Raw genomic sequence first — 23,627 nt, forward strand, 5'->3', positions numbered from 1 at the left:
CCCTTCTTGCGTTCGAGCCGGGTGAGTTCGGGCACCGTGGGGTTCAGCGCCCTGGTGGGGCCCGGTCGGTCAGCTCGCGACCGGGGTCTTGTCGGAATCGGCGGCCGGGCCCGCGGGGCCGACCGGCGTGGCTGGATCCTCTCGGCGGAACGGGCGCATCAGCGTGGCGATGACCGAGAAACGCCCCTGCCGCTTGTTGTACACATCGAACGCGACGGCGAGGAGCAGGACGAGGCCCTTGATGATCTGGACCATGTCCGAGCCCACGCCCTGAAGCTGAAGACCGTTGTTGAGCAGCGCCATGACGAGGCCGCCGACGATCGAGCCGCTGATGGTGCCGAGTCCGCCGGAGACCGCGGCCCCGCCGATGAAGACGGCCGCGATGGCGTCGAGCTCCCAGCTCAGGCCGTCCTGCGGCCCGGAGGCAGCGGACCGGGCCACGAAGATCATGCCGGCCAGGGCGGCCAGCACCGACATGTTCATCATGACGAAGAAGTTGACCCGCTTGAGCATCACACCCGACAGCTCGGCCGCTCGGGCGTTGCCGCCGACGGCGTAGATGCGGCGGCCCCCTATGGTGTTGCGGGTGTAGTACGAGTACGCGAGCACCAGGGCGATCAGGATGATGCCGGAGATCGGCAGGCTGGTGCCGACGCGGCCGCCCGCGAAACGCAGCGTCGCGAAGACGATGACGGCCAGCATCACGGCCAGCCGGATGCCGATGACCCACAGCGGCGCCAGGTCGGCGTGCATCTCGCGCCGGGTCTGCCGTATCCGCCACTCGCGCCACACCATGCCGGCGCAGGCCACCAGGCCCAGCAGCAGCGTCAGGTTGTTGTATCCGCTGTCCGGTCCGACCTCCGGCAGGAAGCCGGCGCCGATGTCCCGGAAGCCCTCGGGGACGGGCACGGTGTCCGCGTTGCCGATGTACTGGTTGCCACCACGGAAGAGCATCATGCCGGCCAGGGTCACGATGAAGGCCGGCACTCCCACGTACGCGACCCAGAACCCCTGCCACGCGCCGATCACGGCGCCGACCAGCAGGCCGAGCAGGAGGCCCACCGGCCAGGGCAGCGAGTACTCCTGCATCGCCTTGGCGACGACGATGCCCGTGACCGCCGCCACCGAGCCGACCGACAGGTCGATATGACCGGCGACGATCACCATCAGCATGCCGATGGCGAGGATCAGGATGTACGAGTACTGGCTGACGACCGCGATGAGGTTGCCGGAGGTCAGTGTCAGGCCGCCGGTCCAGATCTGGAACAGCAGGACGATCGCCACCAGGGTGAAGATCATGCCGAACTGGCGGGCGTTGGAGGTCGCGCCTCCGAAGAGGTTCTTCTGCAACTCTTTGATGCGGCTCATGAGGTCGGGCTCTTCTTCTTGGCGGTCATCTGCTTCATCAGGAGTTCCGGATCGGCCGCGCTGCGGGGGACCTCACCGGTGATGGCCCCTTCGAACACCGTGTAGATGCGGTCGCACAGGCCGATGAGCTCCGGCAGCTCCGAGGAGATGACGATGACGCTCTTTCCCTGGCTGACCAGCCGCTGGATGATTCCGTAGATCTCGAACTTGGCGCCCACGTCGATCCCGCGGGTCGGCTCGTCGAGGATCAGCAGGTCCGGGTCGGTGAACATCCACTTCGCCAGGACGACCTTCTGCTGGTTGCCACCGGAGAGCTTCACCACCCCCTCGTCGACGCTGGGGGTCTTGATCCTCAGGCTCTTGCGGTACTCCTCGGCGACATGGTGCTCGCGCACCGCGTCGACCACCCCTCGCCTGGCGATCTTCGCAAGCTTGGCGGACACCATCGACGCCTTGATGTCGTCCAGCAGGTTGAGGCCGATGGTCTTGCGGTCCTCACTGACGTAGGCGAGACCGTGCCGGATGGCGTCCGCCACGTTCCTCAAGTGGACCTCGCGGCCGTCCTTGAAGACCCGGCCGGACAGGTACGTGCCGTAGGAGCGCCCGAACAGGCTCATCGCCAGTTCGGTGCGGCCGGCACCCATCAGACCGGCGAAGCCGACGATCTCGCCGCGTCGGACGTTGAAGGTCGAGCCCTTGCACACCAGACGTTCCTCGGAACTCGGGTGCTGCACCGTCCAGTCGCGTACCTCGAAGAAGACCTCACCGATCTTCGGCGTGTGGTCGGGGAAGCGGCTGCTGAGCTCGCGTCCGACCATGCCGCGCACGATGCGGTCCTCGTTGACCCCTTCCGCGTGGACGTCGAGGCTCTCGATGGTGCGGCCGTCCCGCAGGATGGTGATGGTGTCGGCGACCGCCTCGATCTCGTTGAGCTTGTGCGAGATGATGATCGAGGTGATCCCGCGCTCCCGGAAGCCGCGCAGCAGATCCAGCAGGTGCCGTGAGTCGTCCTCGTTGAGGGCCGCGGTCGGTTCGTCCAGGATGAGCAGCTTGACGTCCTTGGCGAACGCCTTGGCGATCTCCACGAGTTGCTGCTTGCCGACGCCGATGTCCTTGATCAGTGCGTCGGGGTCCTCCCGGAGGCCCACCTGCGCCATCAGTTCCAGCGCCCGGCGCTGGGCGACCTTCCAGTCGATCCCGAAGCGGCGGCGCGGTTCGTTGCCGAGGAACATGTTCTCGGTGATCGACATGCCCGGCACCAGCGCCAACTCCTGGTGGATGATGGCGATTCCGGCCTGCTCGCTGGCCCTGATGTCGGGGAACCGCACGGGTTGGCCCCGGTAGATGATGTCGCCCGTGTACGTCCCGTACGGGTGAACACCGCTCAGCACCTTCACCAGGGTCGACTTGCCGGCGCCGTTCTCGCCGCAGATCGCGTGGATCTCGCCTTCCCGCACCACCAGGTTGACGTCGGCGAGCGCCGTGACACCGGGGAAGGTCTTGGTGATCGACCGCATCTCCAACAGGGTCGACGCAGAGGTCATGACCCGGTCTCCGAACTGCGAGGACGGCGCCGACCACCCGGCTCCCATGCTGTGGGGGTGCGGCAGTTCGTGAACATCAACTTGCCTCCGATGGCACCGGTCGGTGCCCCATGTCGGCGTGTCACATCTGCGGGTCTGGACGCTAAATCCATTTGTTTACTTAAGTCAATGGGGTGCGCCAATATGTTTGTCCGGGCACGTCAGAGAGGACCCGCACGTGCGGCAGTCAGGAACCAATCTCCCCAAGGTCGGGCGGTACAACCGGGCCGTCGTGATGGACCAGATCCAGCTCGCCGACGGCATCAGCCGGGTCGAGATCGCCGAGCACACGGGCCTCACTCCGCAGACCGTCTCCGGCATCGTGCGCCGTCTGCTCGACGAGGGAATCGTGTGGGAGGACGGCGCAAGCCGGGCCTCCCACGGCGGCAAGCCCCGCACCACCCTGCGGCTCAACCCCGACGCCGGCCGCGCCATCGGCCTCCACTTCGACCCGGTCGAACTCACCTGCGCACTGGTCGACCTGCTCGGCCGGCCGCTGGCCGTCAGGAAGCGCCCCACCCCCTCGGGCACCGACCCGTCCCATGTCGTCGCGGCCATGACGGAGTTGGTCGCCGAGGTGCGGGCCTCGGCGGGCGTCCCGCACGAGGAGGTTCTCGGCCTGGGCCTGGCCACGCCGGGCCCCATCGATCTGGAGCAGGGCGTGATCGTCACTCCGCCCCAGCTCGCGCACTGGTCCCGGGTGCCGGTGCGGAGGATGCTGAGCGACGCCACCGGTCTGCCGGTGACCCTCGACAACGACGCCACCGCCGCAGCGGTCGGTGAACGCTGGTCAGGCGCGGGCAAGGGGGTGGCGAACTTCGCGTACTTCTTCTTCGGCACGGGCATCGGCGGCGGTCTCATCCTCAACCACCAGGTCTACCGGGGCGGTTCGTTCAACGCGGGAGAGTTCGGCCACTCCGCCGTGCTGCCCGACGGGCCCGAATGCTACTGCGGCAACCGGGGCTGCCTGGAGCGGCTCATCAATCCCTCGGCGATCGTGACCGAGGTGCACCGCAGGCTCGCCGCACGGTCGGGCGGCAGCGTGTTGTCGCAGGCGTTCGGCCAGGACCCGGCCTCCGTCGACCATGCTGCCGTCCAGCGCGCCGCCGCGGACGGCGATCCCGTCGCCGCCGCGGTGATCGACGAGGCTGCGCAGCACGTCGCCTCGGTCGCGGTCAGCGTGGCCAACTTCATCGACGTGGATCTCATCGTGCTCGGTGGCCACGGAATCCATCACGTGGAGTCACGGTACGTGGAGGCCGTCGCCGCCGCACTCGCCACCCGTCCGCTGTCCCGCAACATCCGGGTCACCGAGGTCGAGGCCTCCCTCTTGGGTACGGACGCCGCCGTGGTGGGTGCGGCGGCGCTCGTCCTGCACGCCACGTACTCACCGCAGCTGTCGGCGCTGCTGGCGGACTGACCGGCACCGGACGGCGCAGTGCCGCGCCGGCGGAGCGGCGCGGCGTGCTGCCACCCCCCGGGGACACCGGGGACCTCCGACAGTCCCGGTCAAGCCCGGGGGGTGCGGTGCCGGTCCGGTGGGACCGTGGTGTGGCGCGTACCCGGCAGGGGCTCCGTGGTGCCGGTCAGGGTGGTCGTGCCCGGCTTCAGCCCATCGGCGCTCGCGGTGACGGTCACGGTGCCTGCTCCGGTCGCCCTGACCAGCGCGTAGGCGATTCCCTGGTACGCCTTGCGTACGGTGCCGCGGAAGCTCTCCTGGGTCTGGCTGCCGCTGTCGACGGCCACGATCACGCCCGGTCCGCTGATGCTGAACGTGATCGGGGCGGACGAGCCGGTCACGACCCGACCGGCCGAGTCGGCGACCGTCGCCTGCACGAACGAGATGTCGTTGGAGTCGGTCGACACCGTGCTCTGATCGGGCGTGAGCACCACCTGGGTCGCCGCGGTGCCGGTCGGCGGCGGCGAGGTCGGGGGCGCGCCCCACGTGCTCTGCCACGCGTACCCGATCGAACGCACCGTTCCGACCGCGTCCATCAGGCCGGAGCCGCCGCCCACCGTGGGCCACAGCCCGTCGGCCTCGCCGAGGTAGTCCACCCCGGTCCAGATGAACAGGCCGGTGAGCCCGGGGTTGTTCTGCACCGTCGGCCATGTCGACGTGGCCGTGCCGATCTCGGTGATCAGGCCGGGCCGCTGGGGCGACATGCCCATCGCCTGGATCACCTCGTCGGGCCGGTAGTTGCCGCCGAAGACGTCCAGGATGGTCCGGGTGGCGCCGCTGATGTCGCCGCTGTCGGCCGGCCGGAAGAGGGCCTGGGTGACCGGGCGGCCCGGGTCCAGGGCGTGCGCGATCGAGACCATCGTGCTCAGCAGGGGCGTCCGTGTCGCGAGCGAGTCGCGGATCTCGTTGCCGGTGCTCCACATCACCACGCTGGGGTGGTTGCGGTCGCGCATGACGACACCGGTGACGTCGACCTGGTACCAGGGCACCGAGCCCGTCGCACCGGGCACGGCCGGCACACCGGTGGGCGCGGACGCGGTCCGGCTGAAATCCGTCGCGTAGTCACCGACGTCGGTGTACTTGTGCTGCGTCCAGACGTCGAAGAACTCGTCCAGGACCAGGAAGCCCATCCGGTCGGTGAGCTCCAGGAAGGCCGGGCTCGGCGGGTCGTGCGCCGTCCGGACGGCGTTCACTCCGAGCGCCTTGAGCTGTGCGAGCCGTCGCTCCATGGCGCGCCGCGGGGCGGCGATCCCGAGCCCGTGGTAGTCCTGGTGCAGCGCGACACCCTGGAACTTCACGCTCTTTCCGTTCAGGCTCATCCCCGACGATGGACTGAACGTGAGGCTGCGGATGCCGACCGGCGTGATGTCGTCGTCGACCGTGGTGCCGTCGACCAGGACGTGGGTCGCCAGCGAGTAGAGGTTCGGCCTCTCCAGGTCCCACAGCGCCGGGTTGCTCACCGCCACGTCGTAGCTGAAGGTGTCCGAGGCGCCGGGGGCGATGGTCCTGGCCGCCGTGTCGACCGCGGGGAGCGCGGAGCCGCCCGGGTCGCTGAGCACGCCCTGGACACGTACGCTCGCCGGCGTGCTGCCGCCGTTGACCACCGTGGTCTGCACGTGGACGGTGGCGGCGGAGCCGGTGACGTTCGGCGTGGTGACGTACGTGGCCCACTGGTCGACGTGCACCGGATCGGTCACGATGAGGCGGACGTCGCGGTAGATCCCGGCACCGGTGTAGTACCGGGAGGCGGGCTGCTGGCTGGTGTCGGTCCTGACGGCGATCACGTTGTCGGCACCGCCGAACTGCACGGCCGCCGTGATGTCGTAACGAAAGCTGGTGTACCCGTTCGGGTGGCTGCCGATGTGCGTGCCGTTGACGTACACGTCGGCATGGGCCATCACACCGTCGAACTCCACGTACGCCTTGCGGGTGGCAGCCACCCCGGCCAGCGAGAAGTGCTTCCGGTACCAGCCGACGCCCGAGGGCAGATAGCCGCCCCGGCCGGTGCTCGGCGCCGACGAGGAGAACGGGTTGGCCGGCGGGCTGCCGCCCTCGATGCTCCAGTCGTGCGGCACGCTGAGCCCGCGCCAGTCACCGTCGTCGTACGAGGCGGCACCGGCGCCGCTCGCGTCGCCGTAGTGGAACAGCCAACCGGGATCGAAGTTCGTCACCGACCGGTACCGGTTGGCGGCGACCGTGTGCGTGCCCGCTGCGGCCGCCGGTGCGGTGGCGGCGAACACGGTCACCGGGGGGACCGCGGCCGCGGCGACGGCGGTGGCTTTGATCAGGGTCCGGCGGCTGATCCGCCGGGAACCGGAGGGGGGTGGTGGGGCCGGTGCGGACACGGTCGTTCCTCTCTGGCGTCGCCGCAGGTGGGGGCACCGCGGGTGGCTGGCGTGGCTCGGTGGGGTCGGGCGGGCGGTGCTACTGGAGATATCAGGTCGTCACGGTGCTGCCGGCCGCCGAGGCGGCTCCCCGGCCGGCCACCGCCGAGAGAACGATCAGTACGGTGATGACGAGTGTCCGAAGGATCTTCATCAGGTCGCTCCAGGGGGACGAGGGACGCGCGCCGGTCAGCGGAGGTAGGCGGTCAGCGACAGGTGCTGCTCCTCGATGCCCTGCCGCACAAGGCCGGCGAACCGGGTCGCGCCGTACTGCGAGAAGTGGGTGTTGTCCGTGACCCCGTCGACGGAGGAGCGGAGGTAGAGCTCGGCGGAGGTGTCCGGGCCGAGGGACTCGACCAGTGCCTTGCTCTTCGCGGTCAGATCGATCACCGGCACCTGCTGCGCCGCCCCCACGGCGCGCATCTCGGCGGGCAGGTCGACGCCGAGGCCGTTGATGTGCAGCGCCGTGGGCGTGAGCGTGTCGCCGTCGAACAAGCGGCGGACCGGCGGGGTCACCAGGACCGGAACACCGCCCTTGGCACGGACCTGCGTGATCATGGAGGTGAGGTTGCTGCGGTAGGCGGACGCGCTGGTCTGCTTGTCGTTGTGGCCGAACTGGATGAAGACCAGGTCGTCGGCCCGGACCTGCGACAGCAGCGCCGGAAAGAGCACCGAGTTGGCGAGGAAGCTGCCGGAGCTCTCCCCGGAGTCGGCGTAGTTGGCGATGACCGCGCCGGGACCGACCGCGGTCGTGATCATCTGGCCCCATCCGGTGTAGGGGGCCGTCGGTTGGTCGCACACGGTCGAGTCACCGGCCAGGTAGGCGACCAGCGGATGGCTCGCCGGTGTCACCGAGACGGCCGAGACCTGCGGGCTGGATCCGGCGAACCGGATGTCCAGGCCGGCGGTTCCGGTGCCGCCCTCGCCGGTCGGCTGCCCCTCCGGCTGCCGCACGTCGACCGTGAAGGAGTACGTGGCGACGGTGCCGGCGGCCGTCTTCGTCGCCGGGAGCATCAGCCGCCGGGACTCCACCCACATCTCGGTCTGCCCGGCGGACGTGGCACTGCCGAGGGAGACGCTCACGTCGTAGTCGCCCGGCGCGACCCCGTAGTGGCAGGTGATCGGCGAGGTTCCGGAACAGCCGGCCGGCAGGGCCCGCGGCCCGGCGGCATCCGCATCCGCCGCACCGGTGCCGACCAGTGCCGCGAGGGCCAGGACTCCGGCAGCCGCCCACCGCGACCCACCTCCTCCACGCCCCCTGACGAGCCCGTTCATCACCATCACCTGTCGCTCCTTGACGTGGGGTTGACGTGCGAAGTCGGTGCGAGCGTGGTCGCCCTCGCGCCGGTCACACCGCGGCCGCGGCTCAGCGACCGCCTGGCGTCGGCGGCGACCTCGTGGGTGGTGCAGTGCCCGTCCGGTCGGACTGCTGGACGGGATGACGAACGCGCGCGGCCGGATGGCGGTGCTGCCGTATCCCGTGCGGAAGGCCAGCGGGTCCTGGGTCTACCCGCACGCGTTTCTTCCGGGGGTGTCCGGCCGTCTCCAACTGCTGCGTCCCGTATGCGGGAGCGCTCCCATGCTCCCCGGCAAGGCTGGGTGATGGCAGAGCGTAGGGAGGCAGATGACGGCACGTCAAGCTTTTTGTCTGATCCTGTTGTTCGATCATGTTGAATTGCGCGGAGTGCGTGGTTCCCGGTTCCGAGAAGCCCGCCCGCGGGACTCGACTGGAGCGGCTGCGCCACGGCGTTGCGGGTGCCGGCGGTTCACCCGACGGCGGGGTCCTGCTTCCGCACGTAGCACGCACTGATGGAAGCAACTCGCAGAAGCCCAGAAGTATTTGACAACCCCTCCGCATAGTGATCGACTCCGAAGCCGAGCCTGAAGCAGTTCGTGTACGGGGGAGGCGGGGCATCATGGGCGCCGATCATCAGGATCAGGACAGCGTGGAGCTGGCCGTTTCGCGGCACGGCGAGCTGAACTCCCTGCGGACGTACCTGGACCTGGCCGCGATCCCGGGCGTGGACGTCCGCCGGGTGTCCGGCACTCCCGGGCCCGGAGAGCAGGGCGCCTCCGACGCGCTGACCGTGCTGGCCACCAGCACCGGCCTGGTCACCGCGATCAGGGTCCTGCCCCAGTTCCTGCGGGCCAGGCGCAGCGATCTGTCCGTCACCGTGACGGTGCGTGGGAAGAAGCTGACCGTCGACGCCCGCAACGTCGAGGAGGTCATGCCGATCCTGGAGCGGCTCATCGATGAGTGACCGGCCACCGCTGTTCGACCACTCCCGATCCCGGGCCGTACTGATCGGCACCTGGGACTACGAGCACCTCACCCGGGTCCCCGCGGCACGACACAGCCTCGACCGCATGCACCGGCTGCTCACCGGCCCGCAGTGCGGGTGGCCGGAGGACCGGGTGACCGTGATAGCCAACGAGCGCGGCCCCGGCGACCTGCCGGACCGGCTGCTCGACCTGTTCGAGGACGCCACGGACGTCGCTCTCTTCTACTACGTCGGGCACGGTCAACTCGACAACGAGGACCAGCTGTGCCTGGGCCTCGTCGGCTCCCGGGACACCTGGCACCGCCGGGCCACCACCAGCCTGGAGTTCTCCGACGTGCGCCGGGCCCTCCAGCACTGCGCGGCCGCAACCAAGGTGGTCATGCTGGACTGCTGCTTCTCCGGCATCGCCACCGTCCGGGAACACGCCCTCGCCGGAGCGGACGGCGAGGTGCTGCTGGACCTGGCCGCCCGGACCGGCGCCTACACCATGACCGCCAGCAGCGCCGACACCACCGCCTGGTTCGAGACCGACCCGGAACTCACCGAGCCGCAGACCTACTTCACCAAGTACCTCGCCGACCTGGTCGAGACCGGGATCCCCGGCCAGCCGGCCGGCCTGCGGCTCCACCCGCTGTTCAGCAGGCTGCACGACGACCTCGCCCGCGACGGCCGGCCTGTCCCCCAGAGACGCAGCGTCGACTCGGCCCGCGACTTCGTGTTCGCCCACAACGCCGCCCCGCCCAGGACGGTCTCGGGTGCCGATGACGAACTGGCACGGCTGCGCCGCGAGTTGGATCTCCTCAAGAGCGCGACCGCGGCGCAGAACGCGGCCCGCGCTGCGCAGGAGCGGATCATCGCCAGCGTCAACATCACCGAACACCACCTCGCCAACGGCCTGCGGGTGGTGCTCTCCGAGGACCACAGCACGCCGGCCGCGGCCGTGAACGTCTGGTACGACGTCGGGTCGCGGTACGAGGAGCGGGGGCAGACCGGCCTGACCCACCTGTTCTGCAAGCTGATGTTCTACGGCTCCGCTTCGGTGGGGTCGAACGGGCACTTCGAACTCGTCCAGGGCGCGGGCGGCACCCTGAACGCCACCACCAGCTTCGAGCGTGCCAACTTCTTCGAGACCATGCCCGCCCACCAACTGGAGCTCGCGCTCTGGCTGGAGGCCGACCGCATGGGTTCGGTGCTGGTCGCCATCGGCGACACCGAAATGGGGTGGGCGCGCGACAGCTGCATGAACGAGCGCCGGCAGCGCTACGACAACGTCCCGTACGGCACGAGCTTCGAGAAGCTGACCGCCATGGTCTACCCGGAGGGGCATCCTTACCACCACACCCCCATCGGGTTGAACGCCGACCGCAACGCCGTCACGCTGGAACAGGTCCGCGCCTACTTCCGGTCGTACTACACACCCGACAACGCCGTGCTCAGCGTGGTCGGTGACATCGACCCCGAGCGGACCCTCGGCTGGATCGAGAAGTACTTCGGCTCCATCCCGTCACCCGGGCGCAGGCCGCCGCGGCGGGACGGCACGCTGCCCGACCTCATCGGCAGGGAGTTGCGCGAGGCCGTCGAGGACGACGTACCCTCGCGCGCCGTCATGGCCGCCTACCGCCTTCCCCGTGACGGCAAGCGTGCGTGCGACGCCGCGGATCTGGCCCTGACCATTCTCGGCGGCGGTGAGTCCTCACGCCTGTACAACCGCCTCGTACGACAGGACCGCATCGCCGGCGCGGCCGGATTCGGGCTCCTGCGGCTGAGTGGCGCGCCCTGCCTCGGCTGGCTGGACGTCAAGGCCACCGGCCACGCCGCCACCGGCGCTCTCGAGGCCGCCGTGGACGACGAACTGGCCCGCTTCGCCACCGAAGGGCCCCGCCCCGAGGAACTGGAGCGCGCCCAGGCCCAGTTGGAACGCGAGTGGCTCGACCGGCTGGCGACCGTCGCCGGCCGGGCCGACGAACTGTGCCGTTTCTCCCTGCTGTTCGGTGACCCCCAGCTCGTCTGGAGCGCGCTCGGCAACGTCCTCACCATCACACCCGAGGAAGTCCGCGCCGTCGCCGCACGCTACCTGGTCCGCAACAACCGCGCGGTACTCACCTACGAGCCGTACTGGGACTACTCCTGACCGCGCCACGCTGCTCTCGACGGACGGTACGTGATCCGATGCCCGCCTCGCCCTCCCGGGAGGGGCAGGCGGGCTGGCCACGGCGTCGGCGGGAGGTGGTCACGGACACGGACACGGTGCCTTCGGGCGGCTGCTCCGGTCCCCTAGGTTGCACTCCATGGCCTCATCCGTCGATCCCCAACGCCGCGCTGCCGAGGTGCGGCCGCGCCTGGTGACCCGCCCGCTGCTGTTGCGCTTCGTGACGGTCGTCGGCTCGTCGGCGAGCTTCTACCTGCTGCTGCCGGTCGTCCCTTCGTACGCGCAGAACGTGCCGGGCCGGGGCAGCGACACGGCGGGCCTGGTCACCGGTGCGCTGATGCTGGCCACGGTGGTCGGTGAGCTGATGGCCCCTTGGCTGGCCGCACGCTGTGGCCATCGCCTGCTGCTGGGGGCGGGGTTGTTGCTGCTGGGTGCCCCGGCGCTGGCCCTGACCGTGTCGCAGGGCATGGGCTGCATCGTGGCGGTGTGCCTCGTCCGGGGGCTCGGCTTCGCGTTCACCCTGGTGGCGGGCGGGGCGCTGACGGCGTCGCTGATCCCGCCCGAACGCCGCGGGGAGGGACTGGCCCTGGTCGGCGTCATGGCGGGTGTGCCGTCGCTGGTGGGCCTGCCGCTCGGGGCCTGGCTGGCCTTGCACGCGGGGTACGGGTCCGTCTGCTCGACGGCGGCACTGATCGCCCTGGTCTCCATCGCCGCCGTCCCGGGCCTGCCCGGTCGGGAAGCGGCGCAGGGGCCGCCCCTGGGGATCTTCGCCGGGGCCCGTTCCGGCGCGCTCGGCCGCCCCACGGCCGTGTTCGCGGTGACGGCGGTGGGCGCCGGGATCGTCGTCACCTTCCTGCCCCTGGCCGTGCCGCCGGGCCGTTCCGGGGTGGTCGCCGCGGCGCTCTTCGTGCAACCGGCCGCCGCGACGGGATTCCGCTGGTTCGCCGGTCGCCGCGCCGACCGGCGCGGAGCCGCCGGACTCCTCGTGCCGGGTCTTGTCGTCTCGGCCGTCGGCATCCTCGCCGTCGCCCTCACGGACGTCCCCGTCGCGGTCGTCGTGGGTGCGGCGGTGTTCGGCGCAGGCTTCGGCATCACCCAGAGCGCCACCATCACGCTGATGTACTCCCGGGTCCCGGCCGCCGGGTACGGGACGGTGAGCGCCCTGTGGAACGTCGCCTACGACGCGGGGATGGGCATCGGCGCGGTCGGCTTCGGCACGGTGGCCGGCATGACCGGCTACCCCTGGGCATTCGTCCTGACCGCACTCCTGATGGTGACGGCCCTCGTCCCGGCCCGGTGGGACCGTACGGCAGCATGCGGACAACGTGCGATGGCCGGCGAGGAGCAGGCGGTGACGGAGAAAGAGCAGCGGTGAGCGGGTGTCCGCTCCCCCGCCCGCGACGTCGACGTGCGCCCGTGGAGCAGCGCGTTGTCGCCCTGGGCCCTCGGCACTTGACTTCCCCTCTCCCGGAGTGTTGTCTCATTACGGCCCTAGCCGTAATTAAGGTCGAGAGGTGCCGAGTTGAGTACAGACCGCCTCGCTTCCGAGGAGGACGCGACCATGACCGGGGACCTGGCGAGCACCTACGCCACGACCGCCCTCGCACAGCTCGGCCGCGTGGTCGAGGAGCAACGGGACGCCATCGCCCGCGGCGGTGCCGCGATCGCGACGGCCCTGTCCTCGGGCGGCATCCTCCACGCGTACGGGACGGGACACTCGCGCAGCGTGGCTCTGGAACTGGTCGCGCGGGCAGGGGGCCTCGTCCCGACGAACCTGTTGTCCATCAAGGACCTCGTCCTGTGGGGTGGCCGGCCCCCGGAGTCGATCCGCGACCCGAAGCTCGAACGCGAGCCCGGCGTCGCCGAGGCCGTCCTCGCCCTGCACGACGTACGGCCGGGCGACGTCATGGTGATCGCGTCCAACTCGGGGATCAACCCCGCGGTCGTCGAGATGGCCAGGCTGGTGCGGGAGCGCACGGTGCCGGTGATCGCCATCGGCTCCGTCGAGCACAGCCGGACGATGCCGAGCCGTGACGCCGCGGGAACGACCCTCTTCGACCACGCCGATGTCGTCGTGGACACCCTCACGCCGCTCGGCGACGCCGTCGTCCCCCTGCCGACCGGCGACCACGCCTGCGGGACGTCGACGCTGAGTGCCGTGCTCGTGGCCCAACTCCTGGTCGCCCATGCGATGGAGGACCTGGACCGGCGGGGCGTCCACGTCCCGGTCTACCGGTCCATGAACACCAGCGGGGCGGACACGCCGAACGCCGAGGCCGAGCGCGCCTGGGCCGCCCGTCTGCGACCTGTCGAGGCCTGAGCGCACCGTGGGCCAGGAGACCGTGGTCGCGGTCGACCAGGGCAAGTCCGGTACCCGCGCGACGGCTTGCGTGGTCGACGGAGCGAACGTGTGCGGCGACGGTGCCGCCCTGCGCGCCGCCGCCGCCGCCCAGTCGGTCTCCCGCGGCTGCGAGCCGGGCTCGACCGGGGTCGACGCCGTCGCCGACGCCGTCGCGCGCCTGCGCCTTCCGGGGCCACCCGACGTGGTCTGCGTCGGCACCACCGCGGCGCCGGCCGGCCAGGACGAGCGCAGCGCGGTGGCCCGGGTCCTGAGCAGCAGGCTGCGCGCCGGCCGTGTCCTCGTCACGGAGGACGCCGTCACCGCCCATCTCGGCGCCTTCGGCGGGACGCCGGGAGTGGTGGTGTCCGCCGGCACGGGCGCCATCGCGCTCTGGTCCGACGGGCACGGCTGCGTCCGGGTGGACGGGATGGGGCCGGTACTCGGCGACCACGGCAGCGGAGCGGACATCGGTCGGGCCGGGCTGCGCGCCGCCTTCTCCGCCGTCGAAGGGCGCGGCGCTGCGACCGCGCTCGTGGAGCCGGCGCGGCGGCACCTCGGCGGACTCGGTCTGGCCGGGGCCCGGCGGCTCCACGAGGCCGCCCATCCGACCGAGGTCGTCTCGGACTTCGCGACCGCCGTGCTGCGCGCGGCCGAGCACGGTGACGAGGTGGCCGGTACGATCGTCGCCCGCGCGGCGCACGACCTCGCCACCAGCGCCGCACTCGCCGCCCGCCGGGAGCTCTCGGCGGGCGGGCGGCCGCGTTGCTGCGCCGTCGGACGGCTCATGCGGAGCGAGGTGCTGCGGGCCGCCTTCACCCGGCACGCGACCAACCGTGGCCTCGCGGTCGGCGAGGCGCACTCCGGCGCTCTGGCGGGTGCCCTGCTGCTCGCCACGGACGGGCCCGGGCAGGCCTTCGCCCCGCTCGTCGGGGTGGCCGGGCGGGCTCACCCGTCCGGGTGACCGCGGCGACGTCGGAACCCGCCCGGCCGGCGGTCCGTGCCGCTACCCCACTCGCCAGGCGACCAGCTCGGCATCCTGCGCAAAGATCAGGTCGCCGGCGTTGTAGACCATCCGCAGCGCGGGCTGGTCCAGCAGCGGGTGCCACGTCTTTCGGTCGGTGTCCACCCTGATCACGTGCGATCCGCCGACGAGGGCGTAGAGCGTGGTGCCCTTGTCGTCGAGGGCGAGCTGGCCCGCCGCGGGACCGTCGCCCGCGGTGGTGTCGAGGGCGCGCAGCGTGTGACCGGTACGCGGATCCAGCTGGAGTACGTCGCCGTCGACCACGGTCCAGAGCCGGCCCCGCGCGTCCCGGGTGATCGCGTTGATCGACTTGGCGGTCGCCGAGGGGTTGACCTCCCACAGCTTCTTCCCGGTGGCGACGTCGTAGGCGAAGACCGTGGCCCGGTCCTGGGTGGTCGGGGTGGTGGACAGTCCGCCGGCGACGGTGGTGGTGCCGTAGACGACGCCGTCGCCACCGGTCAGGGCGGTGATCCCCTCGTCGGTGACGAAGTCGTCGATGACCTTCTCCACGGTCCCCGTCCCGGCGTCCAGCACCGACAGGGATCCCCCCAGGGTGTCCCCGGAGGGGGTCGAACCGGTGACGACCCGGCCCGCGGTCGTCGCGAGTCCCTGCAAACGGCTCTGGACGTGGGAGTGGAGGTCCAGCAACTTCACGGGGTTCTCGGTGCCGCTCGGCGCCTCGTCGGAGTACTCCGAGCTGTACCACGGCCGGGCCGGGTCGTAGCGGTAGACCCGGGCATCCGGGTAGGCGCCGATGAGCAGGCCCTGCCGGGTCGGCAGGAGCGACTCGATCTGGCTGAAGCGTTGGTAGTCCGCGGTGCCGTCCTCGGTGGCCACGGTGGCGAGTCCGCCTTGGAGGAACCCGCCCGCGTAGACCGTGCCGTGCGGTCCCGAGGCGAGCGCGAGGATCTGGGTGGGCTGCCCGGGAACGCCGGTGCGCACCGTGGCGGACTGACCCGTCGTCGGGTTGTAGCGGAACATCAGACCGCGCCAGAGCAGCCCGACGATGCTGTCGCCCGAGTAGCCGTCGGCGTCCACCGGTGCCCAGCCGATACCGCGGGTATTGACGATCCGGCCGTAGATCGTGAGGTTGGTGCGCTGCTGGGCGTGGGTGTCGGGGTCGTAGCCGACGAGTTCCGCCGAGCCCGCCTCGAACTGCCGGAAGAACCAGACCCGGCCGTCCGGACCGGGCGGGGAGATGTCCAGGCCGGCGGCGCCCTCCACGGTGTCGGTCCAGGTCCCGGACGACAGGTCGTAGACCCGGAGCGGACCGGGGAACGTCCCTTCCCGTGCATAGAGGTAGTGGCCGTAGGCGCGGAGATCGTTGACGACCTTGCCAGCCGGGTCGGTCAACCCGGGCGGCAGGGGCACCTGGCGCTTCTCCCCCGTGGCCGGGTCCAGCTCGGTGATGTGCCAGGACGCGTACGCGCCCGCGTAGACCTTGCCGCTGGCGTAGGCGATGCTCTTGACGTAGGTCTCGCCCTGGGCCATGACGCCGAAGTCATGGAAGGCCCGGGTCTGCGGGTTCCAGCCGAACACCTTGCCGCCGGGCGAGGTGCCGCCGTAGACGGTGCCGTCCGGTGCGACGACGATGTTCCAGACGTAGGTCTCGCCCGCCACCGGGACCCCGAGGTCCTCGGCCTTGGTCGCGCCGGGCGCCAGCCGGAACAGCCGGCCGTCGCCGTAGGTGCCGACGTACACCGTGCCGTCCGCCGCCTGCTCCACGCCGTACGCACCGGACGCACCGGGCAGGGGCACGCTCAGCAGCGGCGCCCCGGAGGTCGGGTCCACGGCGTTGAGGGACGCGGGCGTGCCCGACGAGGCCGACCAGATCACCCGGCGGCCGTCGGACAGTTCGCCCACGGTGCCGCCTATCAGGAGGGTGTCCGTCAACGGCACCCCCAACGACCGTGGGCCCACGGGGGCGGAGGGGTGGTTGCCCGCCCCCGCCGCGGCGGCAGGGGCGGGCGAGGCGGCGACGAGCAGGGCCGTCAGGGCCGATGCCACTGCCATGAACAGCGTTACGGGTCGCCGCACGGGGCTTCCTCTCTCAGCTGGGGACGATGAACAGGTGCGTCATCGCCGAGGTGTGGTTGGGCGTGTCGCCCGACTGGCCGGTGGAGTCCGTGAGGCCGGGCGCCGCACCGCCCACCGACCCGGTGTCACCGCCGACGTGGGTGGTGGTCACCTGGGCGTGGACCTGGTCGCAGCCCGGAGCCAGCGTCACGATGGTGTAGAGCGGGATGGCCGCGTGGTTGACACCGCGGGGCACGCTCTCCTGCGTGGTCGCGGCGGGCGCGCTCGCGCATCCCGTCCCACCCGATGTCGTCGCGGTGAGGGTGAACTTGGCCGTGGAGAAGTTGTTCGGGCAGGAGTCCACCCCGCACCGGTGGTACTCCACGTCGGCGATGACCGCGAGCTGGGAGTATCCCGCCGGCAGCGTCTGGTCGAGGACCGGCGTGGTGACGGAAGTGGTGACCGGGATGTTGCCCGCGGGCAGCGACTTCTGCATGGCCAGCCCGGCGGAGTCCTCGCCGACCGAGGTCGACGCGAACCGCAGGGTTCCCGACACGGTCTCCTTGGCCACGGAGCTGGAGGTCGACGCGGTGCGCAGGTAGAGCGTGCAGCTCAACGTTCCGCTGGTGGTCGCGGAGACGAGGAAGCGGGTGACGACGGTGATGTCCTGGTGGGCCGGGTCCCCCGTCGAGGGCAGCACGTTCTCACCCATGACCACGTTGGACGAGCCCGCGCCGGAGCAGCGGACCTCGTTGTCGACGAGGTTCACCTGGTCGGCGGCGTAGGCTCGCAACTGCGAGTAGACGTAGGCCGTCTGACCGGCGGTGAGCGACGTGGTGACGGTGGCCAGCGGCACGACCTTCTGGGTCGCCGGGGTACCCACCGGTGGCGCCGCGGGGATACCCGTGATGACGGTGGGGCCGAAGTCCTGCGAGGTGGCCGCGGCGACCGACCCGGCGCCGGCGAGGACGCCCACGAGTGCGGTCAGGGCGACGGTGGTGGAGGCGACGAGCCGTCTCCACCGGGCACGCTCTTTCATGATTCCTCCGATCGTCACGGAGCGAACACCGCTCCTACGCTCTGGTTGTTGGCTTCGATCTTGAAAGAGTTGTAGTTCGCGTTGGCGGTCGTCCGGGTGTACGAGACGAAGGTGCGGGAGCTGCACGCCGTGTCGACCGGGACGTCGGTCAGCCAGGTGTTGATGCGGTAGTGGTGCACCGTGGTGGTGACGGTGACCCCGGTCAGCGGTCCGTTCGTCGTGGTGCGGCAGACCGAGCCGTCGGCGTCGAGCTGGTTGACCACCAGCTGGGTACCGACGAACGAGCTCGTGCCGTCCATCCGTGCGCCGGAGGAGCGCTGGCACAGTCCCCCGTCGCTGCCGTAGCAGACCGTGATGCTGACGTCGCCGATGGCCTGCACGGCGGTTGCCGACGCGGGCGCATCGAAGGTGACGGGGTTCGCGCGTACCTCGGTGTTGACCAGCATGCTCGGGCTGAAGCTCTGCTGGACCGCCGCGATGTCGTCGAAGACGTCCTGGAGGTAGGAGGCGGCGAGCACCGTGATGGACCCGCGGGCGTCGGCGGCGTGATTGACGAACTGGGCGTAGACGGCACAGTCGAGCGCCGTGTCCGCGGGCGCGGTGACGAAGCCCCGGGTGAGCAGGGTGGCCGCCCGGTTCGCCAGTACGTTCTGGCCGCTGACCAGCTGCGCGAAGACGGCGGACTCGCCGGGCCTCTTGCAGTAGATCATGTGGGAGACCTCGGTGACCTGCGCCGCGTCGTCGACCTCCAGCTTGCTGCTGAGATACCGCGTCGACCCGGCCGGTACCACGACGAGAGCGCCCAGGCTGCGCGTGGTCTTGGCCCCGGACGGTGTGCTGGACGGGTCGCTGGAGTAGGCGCCGGGGGCCGAGATCCGTACGCCGGCCGCGGCTGAGGCCTCACCGGTGCCGAGCACCGTCGAGGCGGCGAGCGCGAGCATCCCGACCGCCAAGCCCCTGATGAAAGCCATCCTCATGTGGTCGCTCCTCGCGTGACATGATTACGGTCAGGACCGGAATTGACATGAACATAGAGATGCCCCGGATCGGCGTCAAGGGGGCCGCCGCAAGCCGGACTTCAGGAGGCGAGGCGCGGCAGTACGTCCGCACCGAAGGCCTCGATGGCGCGCAGGGCGGCCGACTGCGGCATGCCGGGGGGCTGGATACGCAGGATGACTCCGTCCGCGCCCAGCTGCGCGTACGTGTCGAGGCGCGCGGCACACTGCTCGGGTGATCCGATCACGCTGCGGGCCGCGATGTCGCCCCATTGCTGAGCGTAGCGGGCGGCGTCCGCGGACGTGCGCTTCCAGTCACCGTACGCGTCGTAGAGGCCGCGCAGGGGCTCCTCCAGGGACTTGCGGGCCGCCTGGGTCGTGGGGGCGCAGTAGCCCTCACGGCAGACGATCACGTCGGCGCCCAGCGTGTCCGCGCCCCGCTCGTAGCCGCGGTACTCGGCGATCTTCGCCGGGAGTTCGGCGTCGAGTTCGTTGAAGGACGTCGTCCAGCCGTCGCACATCCGCGCGGTGCGCGCGAGGGCGGCGGACACCCGGCCGCCGTTCCAGATCCGCGGGCGCGGGCGCTGGACGGGACGGGGCGAGAGGAAGGCGTCTGCCAGCTTCGTGAAACGGCCGTCGTGGCTGACCGACTCCTGGGTCCACAGGCGCTTGACGAGGTCGAGGCACTCGGTGAAGCGGGCGACGCGCTCGCGTGGCTCGGTGCCGTACAGCGCGAACTCCTCCGGGCGGTAGCCGAGTACGAAACCGGCCGTGAGCCGGCCGCCTGACAGCACGTCGACATGGGCGAGGGTCTCCGCGAGCCAGACCGGGTGGTAGACAGGGGCGATCAGGCCTGCCGTCGCCAGGCCGATGCGGTCGGTGTGCGCGGCCAGCCAGGTCAGGGACGTCAACGCTTCGTGGTAACCGGGGCGGTGCAGGTGGCGCTCGCCGAGCACCACCCAGTCGAAGCCCGCCTCCTCCGCCAGCCTGGCCTGCTCGACGGCGTCGGCAAGGCCCGGCCGATCGGCCTGGTCCGCGTAGAGGTTGACGTACAGGCCGAGTCGCATCGCAGGAAGCCCTTCTCTTTACGGTCTGGACCGAAAAGGCTAGCGTGCGGGTGAGGTTGAGGAAAGTGTGTCGATGTGCAAGGGATGGTCCATGGCGGAGGAACTGATCAGGCGGTTGCGCGGTACCACGCTGCCCGCGGTGCTGACGCCCATGCGGGACGACGGCGCGGTCGACTTCGATGCCCTGGACGGCTACGCCGCCCGCATCGCGGCCCGGCCCGTCGGCGGCGTGGCGGTGTGGGCGCACACGGGCCGCGGCCTGTACCTGGGCGAGCGCGATCGGGCAGCGGTGCTGCGGGCCTGGCGGGCGGCGACCGCCAAGCCGGTCATCGCCGGGGTCGGGGTGCCACGGGCCGAGCGGCCGGACTCGCCCGAGCGGGCGGTCGAGGCCACGGTGCGGATGGCGGTGGCCGCGGCCGGCCTGGGAGCGGACGCCGTGATGGTCTACCCGCTCGCCTCGTACGCCGGCCTGCCGGACGGCCACGAGCGCGCGATCGCGCTGCACGAGCGGGTCTCCGCCGAGAGCGGCCTGCCCGTGCTGGGCTTCTACCTCCACGGCGAGGCGGGCGGCTACGCCTACCCGCCCGCCCTGATCCGCGACCTGCTCGCCCTCCCGAACGCGCTCGGCGTCAAACTCGCCACCCTGGACCGGGCCATGGCCTGCCAGGACGCCATCCGTGCGGCCGAGCCCAGCGGGCGCCTCGTGGTGACCGGCGAGGACCGGATGTTCGGCCCCTCGCTGATGTGGGGCGCCGACACGGCGCTGGTCGGCATCGCGGCGGCCCGGGTCGAGCTCACGACGGCGGTACTGGACGCCTGGACGAAACGGGACGACGACCCCGCCGCGTTCCTACGGGCCTCGAACCGCCTGGACCGTTTCGCCGAGGCGACGTTCCACGCCCCCATCGAGGGCTATGTGCAGCGCATGCTGTGGGCGGCGGCGTGGGAGGGCCTGATCCCGGCCACGGCGGCACACGACCCGTACGGGCCGCGCCCGGCGGACGGCGAGCAACAGCGCGTGGTGGACGTCCTGGAGGAGCTGGCGAAGCGGGGGAATGCCTGAGGCCCCGTCCGGGCCGCGCCTCTCGATCGGGCGTCACATCTCGAACGGGCGTCACATCTCGAATCCGAAGAGTTCGGCCGCGTTCCGCCACAGCACCCGCTCCCGCTCGTCCGCCGTGAAGCCCGCGTCGCGGATCACGCCGAGGGCCACGCACGGGTCGACCAGCGTGGCGTCGGTGCCGAACAGCAGCCGCTCCACCGGGACCCCGGCCTGCCGCGCGTACGCGACCCGGCCGGCGTCCGCGACCGTACGGCAGTGCTCCAGGTACAGCCGGTCGCAGGAGGCCGCCGCGTGCGCGGCCTCCTGCCAGGCGTCGCCGCCGGCGTGGCCCACGATGACCCGCAACCGCGGAAGGTCGTCGAGCAGGCCGGGCAGCAGGGCCACATCGGTGCCCCAGGTGTGCAGCAGCAGGGGCACGCCCACCTCGTCGAGCATGGCGAAGGCCTCGCGCATCTGCGGGGAGCCGATGGCGCGTCCGGGATAGGTGGTGTGGATCTTCGCCCCGACGAAACGTCCGGTGGCCAGGCAGCGGCGCAGGTCGGCGGCGCTCTCCTCGATGCGGTTCGGATTGACGACCGCGTAGCCGCGCAGCCGCGGCTCACCGGCCAGCACCTCGCTCAGCGCCGCGTTCCCGCTGACCGCGTCATAGGTCACCGCCTCGGACGCGGACACGAGCTGGAGGTCGATGCCGTAGCGGTCCATCAGCCGGAGGTTCAGCCCGGCCCCGGCCACGTCCATGTGGAACGGCCAGGGCCCCCAGTGCGCGTGCACGTCGATGATCGGCATCAGCCCAGCAGCTCCTCGACGTTGCCGCCCGAGATCGCCGCGCGGTCCGTCGCGGAGATACCGGCGTAGCGCAGCCGCAGCGTCTGCGGCGCGATGTCCATGAACGGCGTGCGCGACCCGAAGACCAGGTGCCGGGCGCCCACGCTCTCCACCACGCGCTCGACGGAGTCCGGCGCGGAGAGCATCCGGGTGGTGGCGCGGAAGCCCGGTTCACGGCGGGCCAGCAGCAGGAAGTCGGCGAGGAAGTACGCGTGCAGGTCGAGGAAGACGACGTCGGCGCCGCGGTCCGCGAGCGCAGGCCCGTAACGCCGCGGGTCCCCGTCGTGCAGCAGCACCAGGCCGCGGGCGAGCGCGAGGTCGACGACGTGCCGGTAGCCGGGGAAGCCGGGTTCCGGCGCGCCCTGCTCGGCGGTGAACAGGCGCAGGAAGCGCACCCCCGCCGCCACGAGAGCGTCGAGCTGGGGCTCCGCGGCGAGGGCGTCGCGCAGGTCGGCGGTGCCGACGGGGAGCAGCTCCGGACAGCCGCTCAGGTCCTGGAGGGTCTGGGCATTGCCCTCGGCTGCGTCGAAGAGGGCGCCACGGGTGTGCAGCGCGAGGCCGCGCTCGACGGGCGAGCCGGCGAGCCGGGCGCGCACCCCCGCGAGGTCCAGGTCGGCGGGGTGGCGGGGCCAGGCGCCGTAGAGGACGTCGACGTCCCAGCGCACCCGCTCCTGCGGGCTCGGCGCCAGCCACTCGTATCCGGTCATGAGCGGTGCACCAGGCGTACCGCCTCGGCGATGTCGGCGACGTCGGCCGGCGTGTAGGCCTCGTTCCAGGGGAGGGCCACCAGCGTGCGGTGGATCAGGCGCTCCGCTTCCGGGCACCCCCCGGGAGGCTGGTCCGGCAGAGCGGGGTTGGCGTACAGCGGCCGTTCCAGGTAGCCGGACATCGCGGGCACCCCCTCGGCCGTGAGCGCCTTCGCCCAGCGGGCGTTGTCGTCCACCCGGAGCGGGAAGAGCCACCACGCGTGGCCGGTGCGCTGCGGCGGCAGACTCACGCCGTCCAGCCCGGCGAGGGCGGCGACCAGCTGCTCGGCGCGTTCACGCCTCCTGCGGACCACCTCCGCGACCTTGCCGAGCTGCGCCCGCGCCACTGCCGCCGCCAGCTCGGTGATCCGGTAGTTGAGGCCGAGCTCGCGGTGGATGCGGCCCTCGGTGCGATCCCAGCCCTTGTCGGCGAACAGGCGCATCCGGCGGGCCAGCTCGGCGTCGTCGGTGATCGCCAGTCCCCCGTCGCCCGCGGTGATGTGCTTGAACTGTTGCAGGGAGAAGCAGGCGATGTCGCCCGTGGTGCCGAGCAGCCTGCCCTGCGCGTCCTCGCCGAGCCAGGCCTGCGCGCAGTCCTCGATGAGGATCAGCCCGTGCGCGTCGCAGATCCGGCGCAGCCGCCCCGTGTCGGCCGCGCCGCCGAAGAGATGTACCGCGATGACGGCGCGGGTGCGCGGCGTGATCGCCGCCTCGACGGCGTCCGGGTCCAGATTGCCGTCCTCGGGCCGGACGTCGGCGAAGACCACCCGACCGCCCTGGGCCAGCACCGGGGCGACCGTGCCGAAGTCCGAGATGGGCGTGGTGACGACCTCGTCGCCCGGGCCGATCCGGGCCGCGGCGACCGCCAGGTGCAGCGCCGCCGTCCCGGAGCTGCACGCCACCGCGGCCTGCCGGCCGTACAACCGCGCCATGTCGCCTTCCAGCGCCGGGCCTTCGACACCGAACGTGCTGCACAGCACACCGGACTCCAGCACCCGCAGCACCGCCGCGCGCTCCTCGGCGCCCAGGGTCCGGCCCTGCGGGTCGAGTACGGAGGGAAATGGCCTGTCCCGTACGGGCATGACGGCGGATCCTCTCGACGCTGCTCGCGATTATGGCCTGGACCGGAACCTAAGTGTCACCGTTACAGCGCGTCAAGACGTCGTCCTGGCGGCCGGTGTGGTGGGCGCCGGGGGCGATGCTGCGCCCGGTCCGCACCGGGGCGCGCGGGTGCGGCAGGCCGCGGCACTGCGCACGCGTCGCGGCGAGTCACCGTGCGGCGAGATCAC

Annotated in this window: 18 protein-coding genes and 1 pseudogene; 8 read left to right on the plus strand and 11 right to left on the minus strand. The window is 71.4% G+C overall.

The window, feature by feature from the left end; genetic code table 11:
• Positions 1 to 69: 69 nt before the first annotated feature.
• Together mmsB and mmsA are read right to left on the minus strand one after the other, a co-directional pair.
• A complete protein-coding gene (gene mmsB, locus NQO67_RS06620) occupies positions 70 to 1,368 on the minus strand; it encodes a multiple monosaccharide ABC transporter permease (protein ID WP_255947924.1) in 1,299 nt (432 codons plus the stop codon).
• On the minus strand, positions 1,365 to 2,912 hold the full coding sequence (gene mmsA / locus NQO67_RS06625) for a multiple monosaccharide ABC transporter ATP-binding protein (protein ID WP_255947926.1): 1,548 nt from the start codon (positions 2,910 to 2,912) through the stop codon (positions 1,365 to 1,367). Before mmsA ends, mmsB begins: the two co-directional genes overlap by 4 nt.
• A 217-nt stretch (positions 2,913 to 3,129) precedes the next feature.
• Here mmsA and NQO67_RS06630 point away from each other — a divergent pair, with 217 nt between their 5' ends.
• Entirely contained in the window at positions 3,130 to 4,371 is a 1,242-nt protein-coding gene (locus NQO67_RS06630; protein WP_255947928.1) for an ROK family transcriptional regulator, read from the plus strand.
• A gap of 89 nt (positions 4,372 to 4,460) precedes the next feature.
• Here NQO67_RS06630 and NQO67_RS06635 read toward each other — a convergent pair whose 3' ends face one another.
• Entirely contained in the window at positions 4,461 to 6,755 is a 2,295-nt protein-coding gene (locus NQO67_RS06635) for a glycoside hydrolase family 2 TIM barrel-domain containing protein (RefSeq protein ID WP_255947930.1), read from the minus strand.
• Between the two features lie 228 nt (positions 6,756 to 6,983).
• Positions 6,984 to 8,075, minus strand: coding sequence for a rhamnogalacturonan acetylesterase (locus NQO67_RS06640; RefSeq protein ID WP_255947932.1), 1,092 nt, complete (start codon positions 8,073 to 8,075; stop codon positions 6,984 to 6,986).
• Between the two features lie 635 nt (positions 8,076 to 8,710).
• Between NQO67_RS06640 and NQO67_RS06645 the strand changes: the two genes are divergently transcribed.
• From NQO67_RS06645 to NQO67_RS06670, 6 genes and pseudogenes are all read left to right on the plus strand, one after another.
• Positions 8,711 to 9,055 (plus strand): effector-associated constant component EACC1, encoded by a 345-nt coding sequence (locus NQO67_RS06645; RefSeq protein WP_255947934.1) that lies wholly within the window; start codon positions 8,711 to 8,713, stop codon positions 9,053 to 9,055.
• A pseudogene (locus tag NQO67_RS06650) lies at positions 9,048 to 9,776 on the plus strand (caspase family protein); the annotation flags it as partial. The gene NQO67_RS06645 and the pseudogene NQO67_RS06650, both read left to right, overlap by 8 nt.
• Before the next feature lie 150 nt (positions 9,777 to 9,926).
• Positions 9,927 to 11,207, plus strand: a complete 1,281-nt coding sequence (locus tag NQO67_RS06655; protein ID WP_255948462.1) for a M16 family metallopeptidase — start codon at positions 9,927 to 9,929, stop codon at positions 11,205 to 11,207.
• A 157-nt stretch (positions 11,208 to 11,364) separates the two neighbouring features.
• Entirely contained in the window at positions 11,365 to 12,600 is a 1,236-nt protein-coding gene (locus NQO67_RS06660) for an MFS transporter (RefSeq protein ID WP_255947936.1), read from the plus strand.
• A 147-nt stretch (positions 12,601 to 12,747) separates the two neighbouring features.
• Positions 12,748 to 13,545 carry a sugar isomerase domain-containing protein gene (locus NQO67_RS06665; protein ID WP_255947938.1) on the plus strand — a complete coding sequence of 266 codons (798 nt, stop codon included), beginning with the start codon at positions 12,748 to 12,750 and terminating at the stop codon, positions 13,543 to 13,545.
• Between the two features lie 7 nt (positions 13,546 to 13,552).
• Positions 13,553 to 14,527, plus strand: a complete 975-nt coding sequence (locus NQO67_RS06670; RefSeq protein WP_255947940.1) for an N-acetylglucosamine kinase — start codon at positions 13,553 to 13,555, stop codon at positions 14,525 to 14,527.
• 42 nt (positions 14,528 to 14,569) lie between these two features.
• Here the strand turns inward: NQO67_RS06670 and NQO67_RS06675 are convergent, their stop codons facing one another.
• From NQO67_RS06675 to NQO67_RS06690, 4 genes are all read right to left on the minus strand, one after another.
• Entirely contained in the window at positions 14,570 to 16,624 is a 2,055-nt protein-coding gene (locus tag NQO67_RS06675) for a PQQ-binding-like beta-propeller repeat protein (RefSeq protein WP_255947942.1), read from the minus strand.
• 13 nt (positions 16,625 to 16,637) lie between these two features.
• Positions 16,638 to 17,642, minus strand: a complete 1,005-nt coding sequence (locus NQO67_RS06680; RefSeq protein ID WP_255947944.1) for a hypothetical protein — start codon at positions 17,640 to 17,642, stop codon at positions 16,638 to 16,640.
• Positions 17,643 to 17,656: 14 nt separating this feature from the next.
• A complete protein-coding gene (locus tag NQO67_RS06685) occupies positions 17,657 to 18,619 on the minus strand; it encodes a hypothetical protein (RefSeq protein ID WP_255947946.1) in 963 nt (320 codons plus the stop codon).
• Between the two features lie 101 nt (positions 18,620 to 18,720).
• The gene (locus NQO67_RS06690; RefSeq protein WP_255947948.1) at positions 18,721 to 19,704 is read right to left on the minus strand and encodes an LLM class flavin-dependent oxidoreductase; all 984 of its coding nucleotides are present in this window, start codon (positions 19,702 to 19,704) and stop codon (positions 18,721 to 18,723) included.
• 91 nt (positions 19,705 to 19,795) lie between these two features.
• Here NQO67_RS06690 and NQO67_RS06695 point away from each other — a divergent pair, with 91 nt between their 5' ends.
• Positions 19,796 to 20,767 carry a dihydrodipicolinate synthase family protein gene (locus NQO67_RS06695; RefSeq protein WP_255947949.1) on the plus strand — a complete coding sequence of 324 codons (972 nt, stop codon included), beginning with the start codon at positions 19,796 to 19,798 and terminating at the stop codon, positions 20,765 to 20,767.
• 51 nt (positions 20,768 to 20,818) lie between these two features.
• Here the strand turns inward: NQO67_RS06695 and NQO67_RS06700 are convergent, their stop codons facing one another.
• Genes NQO67_RS06700 through NQO67_RS06710 form a run of 3 tightly spaced genes read right to left on the minus strand, consistent with a single transcriptional unit; the run spans position 20,819 to position 23,420 of the window.
• Complete coding sequence (locus tag NQO67_RS06700; protein ID WP_255947950.1) at positions 20,819 to 21,553, minus strand: amidohydrolase family protein; 735 nt, start codon at positions 21,551 to 21,553, stop codon at positions 20,819 to 20,821.
• Positions 21,553 to 22,299 (minus strand): amidohydrolase family protein, encoded by a 747-nt coding sequence (locus tag NQO67_RS06705; protein WP_255947951.1) that lies wholly within the window; start codon positions 22,297 to 22,299, stop codon positions 21,553 to 21,555. The genes NQO67_RS06700 and NQO67_RS06705 overlap by 1 nt, the downstream gene beginning before the upstream one ends.
• A complete protein-coding gene (locus NQO67_RS06710) occupies positions 22,296 to 23,420 on the minus strand; it encodes a DegT/DnrJ/EryC1/StrS family aminotransferase (RefSeq protein WP_255947953.1) in 1,125 nt (374 codons plus the stop codon). Before NQO67_RS06710 ends, NQO67_RS06705 begins: the two co-directional genes overlap by 4 nt.
• Between the last annotated feature and the right edge of the window lie 207 nt (positions 23,421 to 23,627).

Source organism: Streptomyces odontomachi, assembly GCF_024435355.1.
Taxonomy (GTDB): Bacteria; Actinomycetota; Actinomycetes; order Streptomycetales; family Streptomycetaceae; genus Streptomyces; species Streptomyces odontomachi.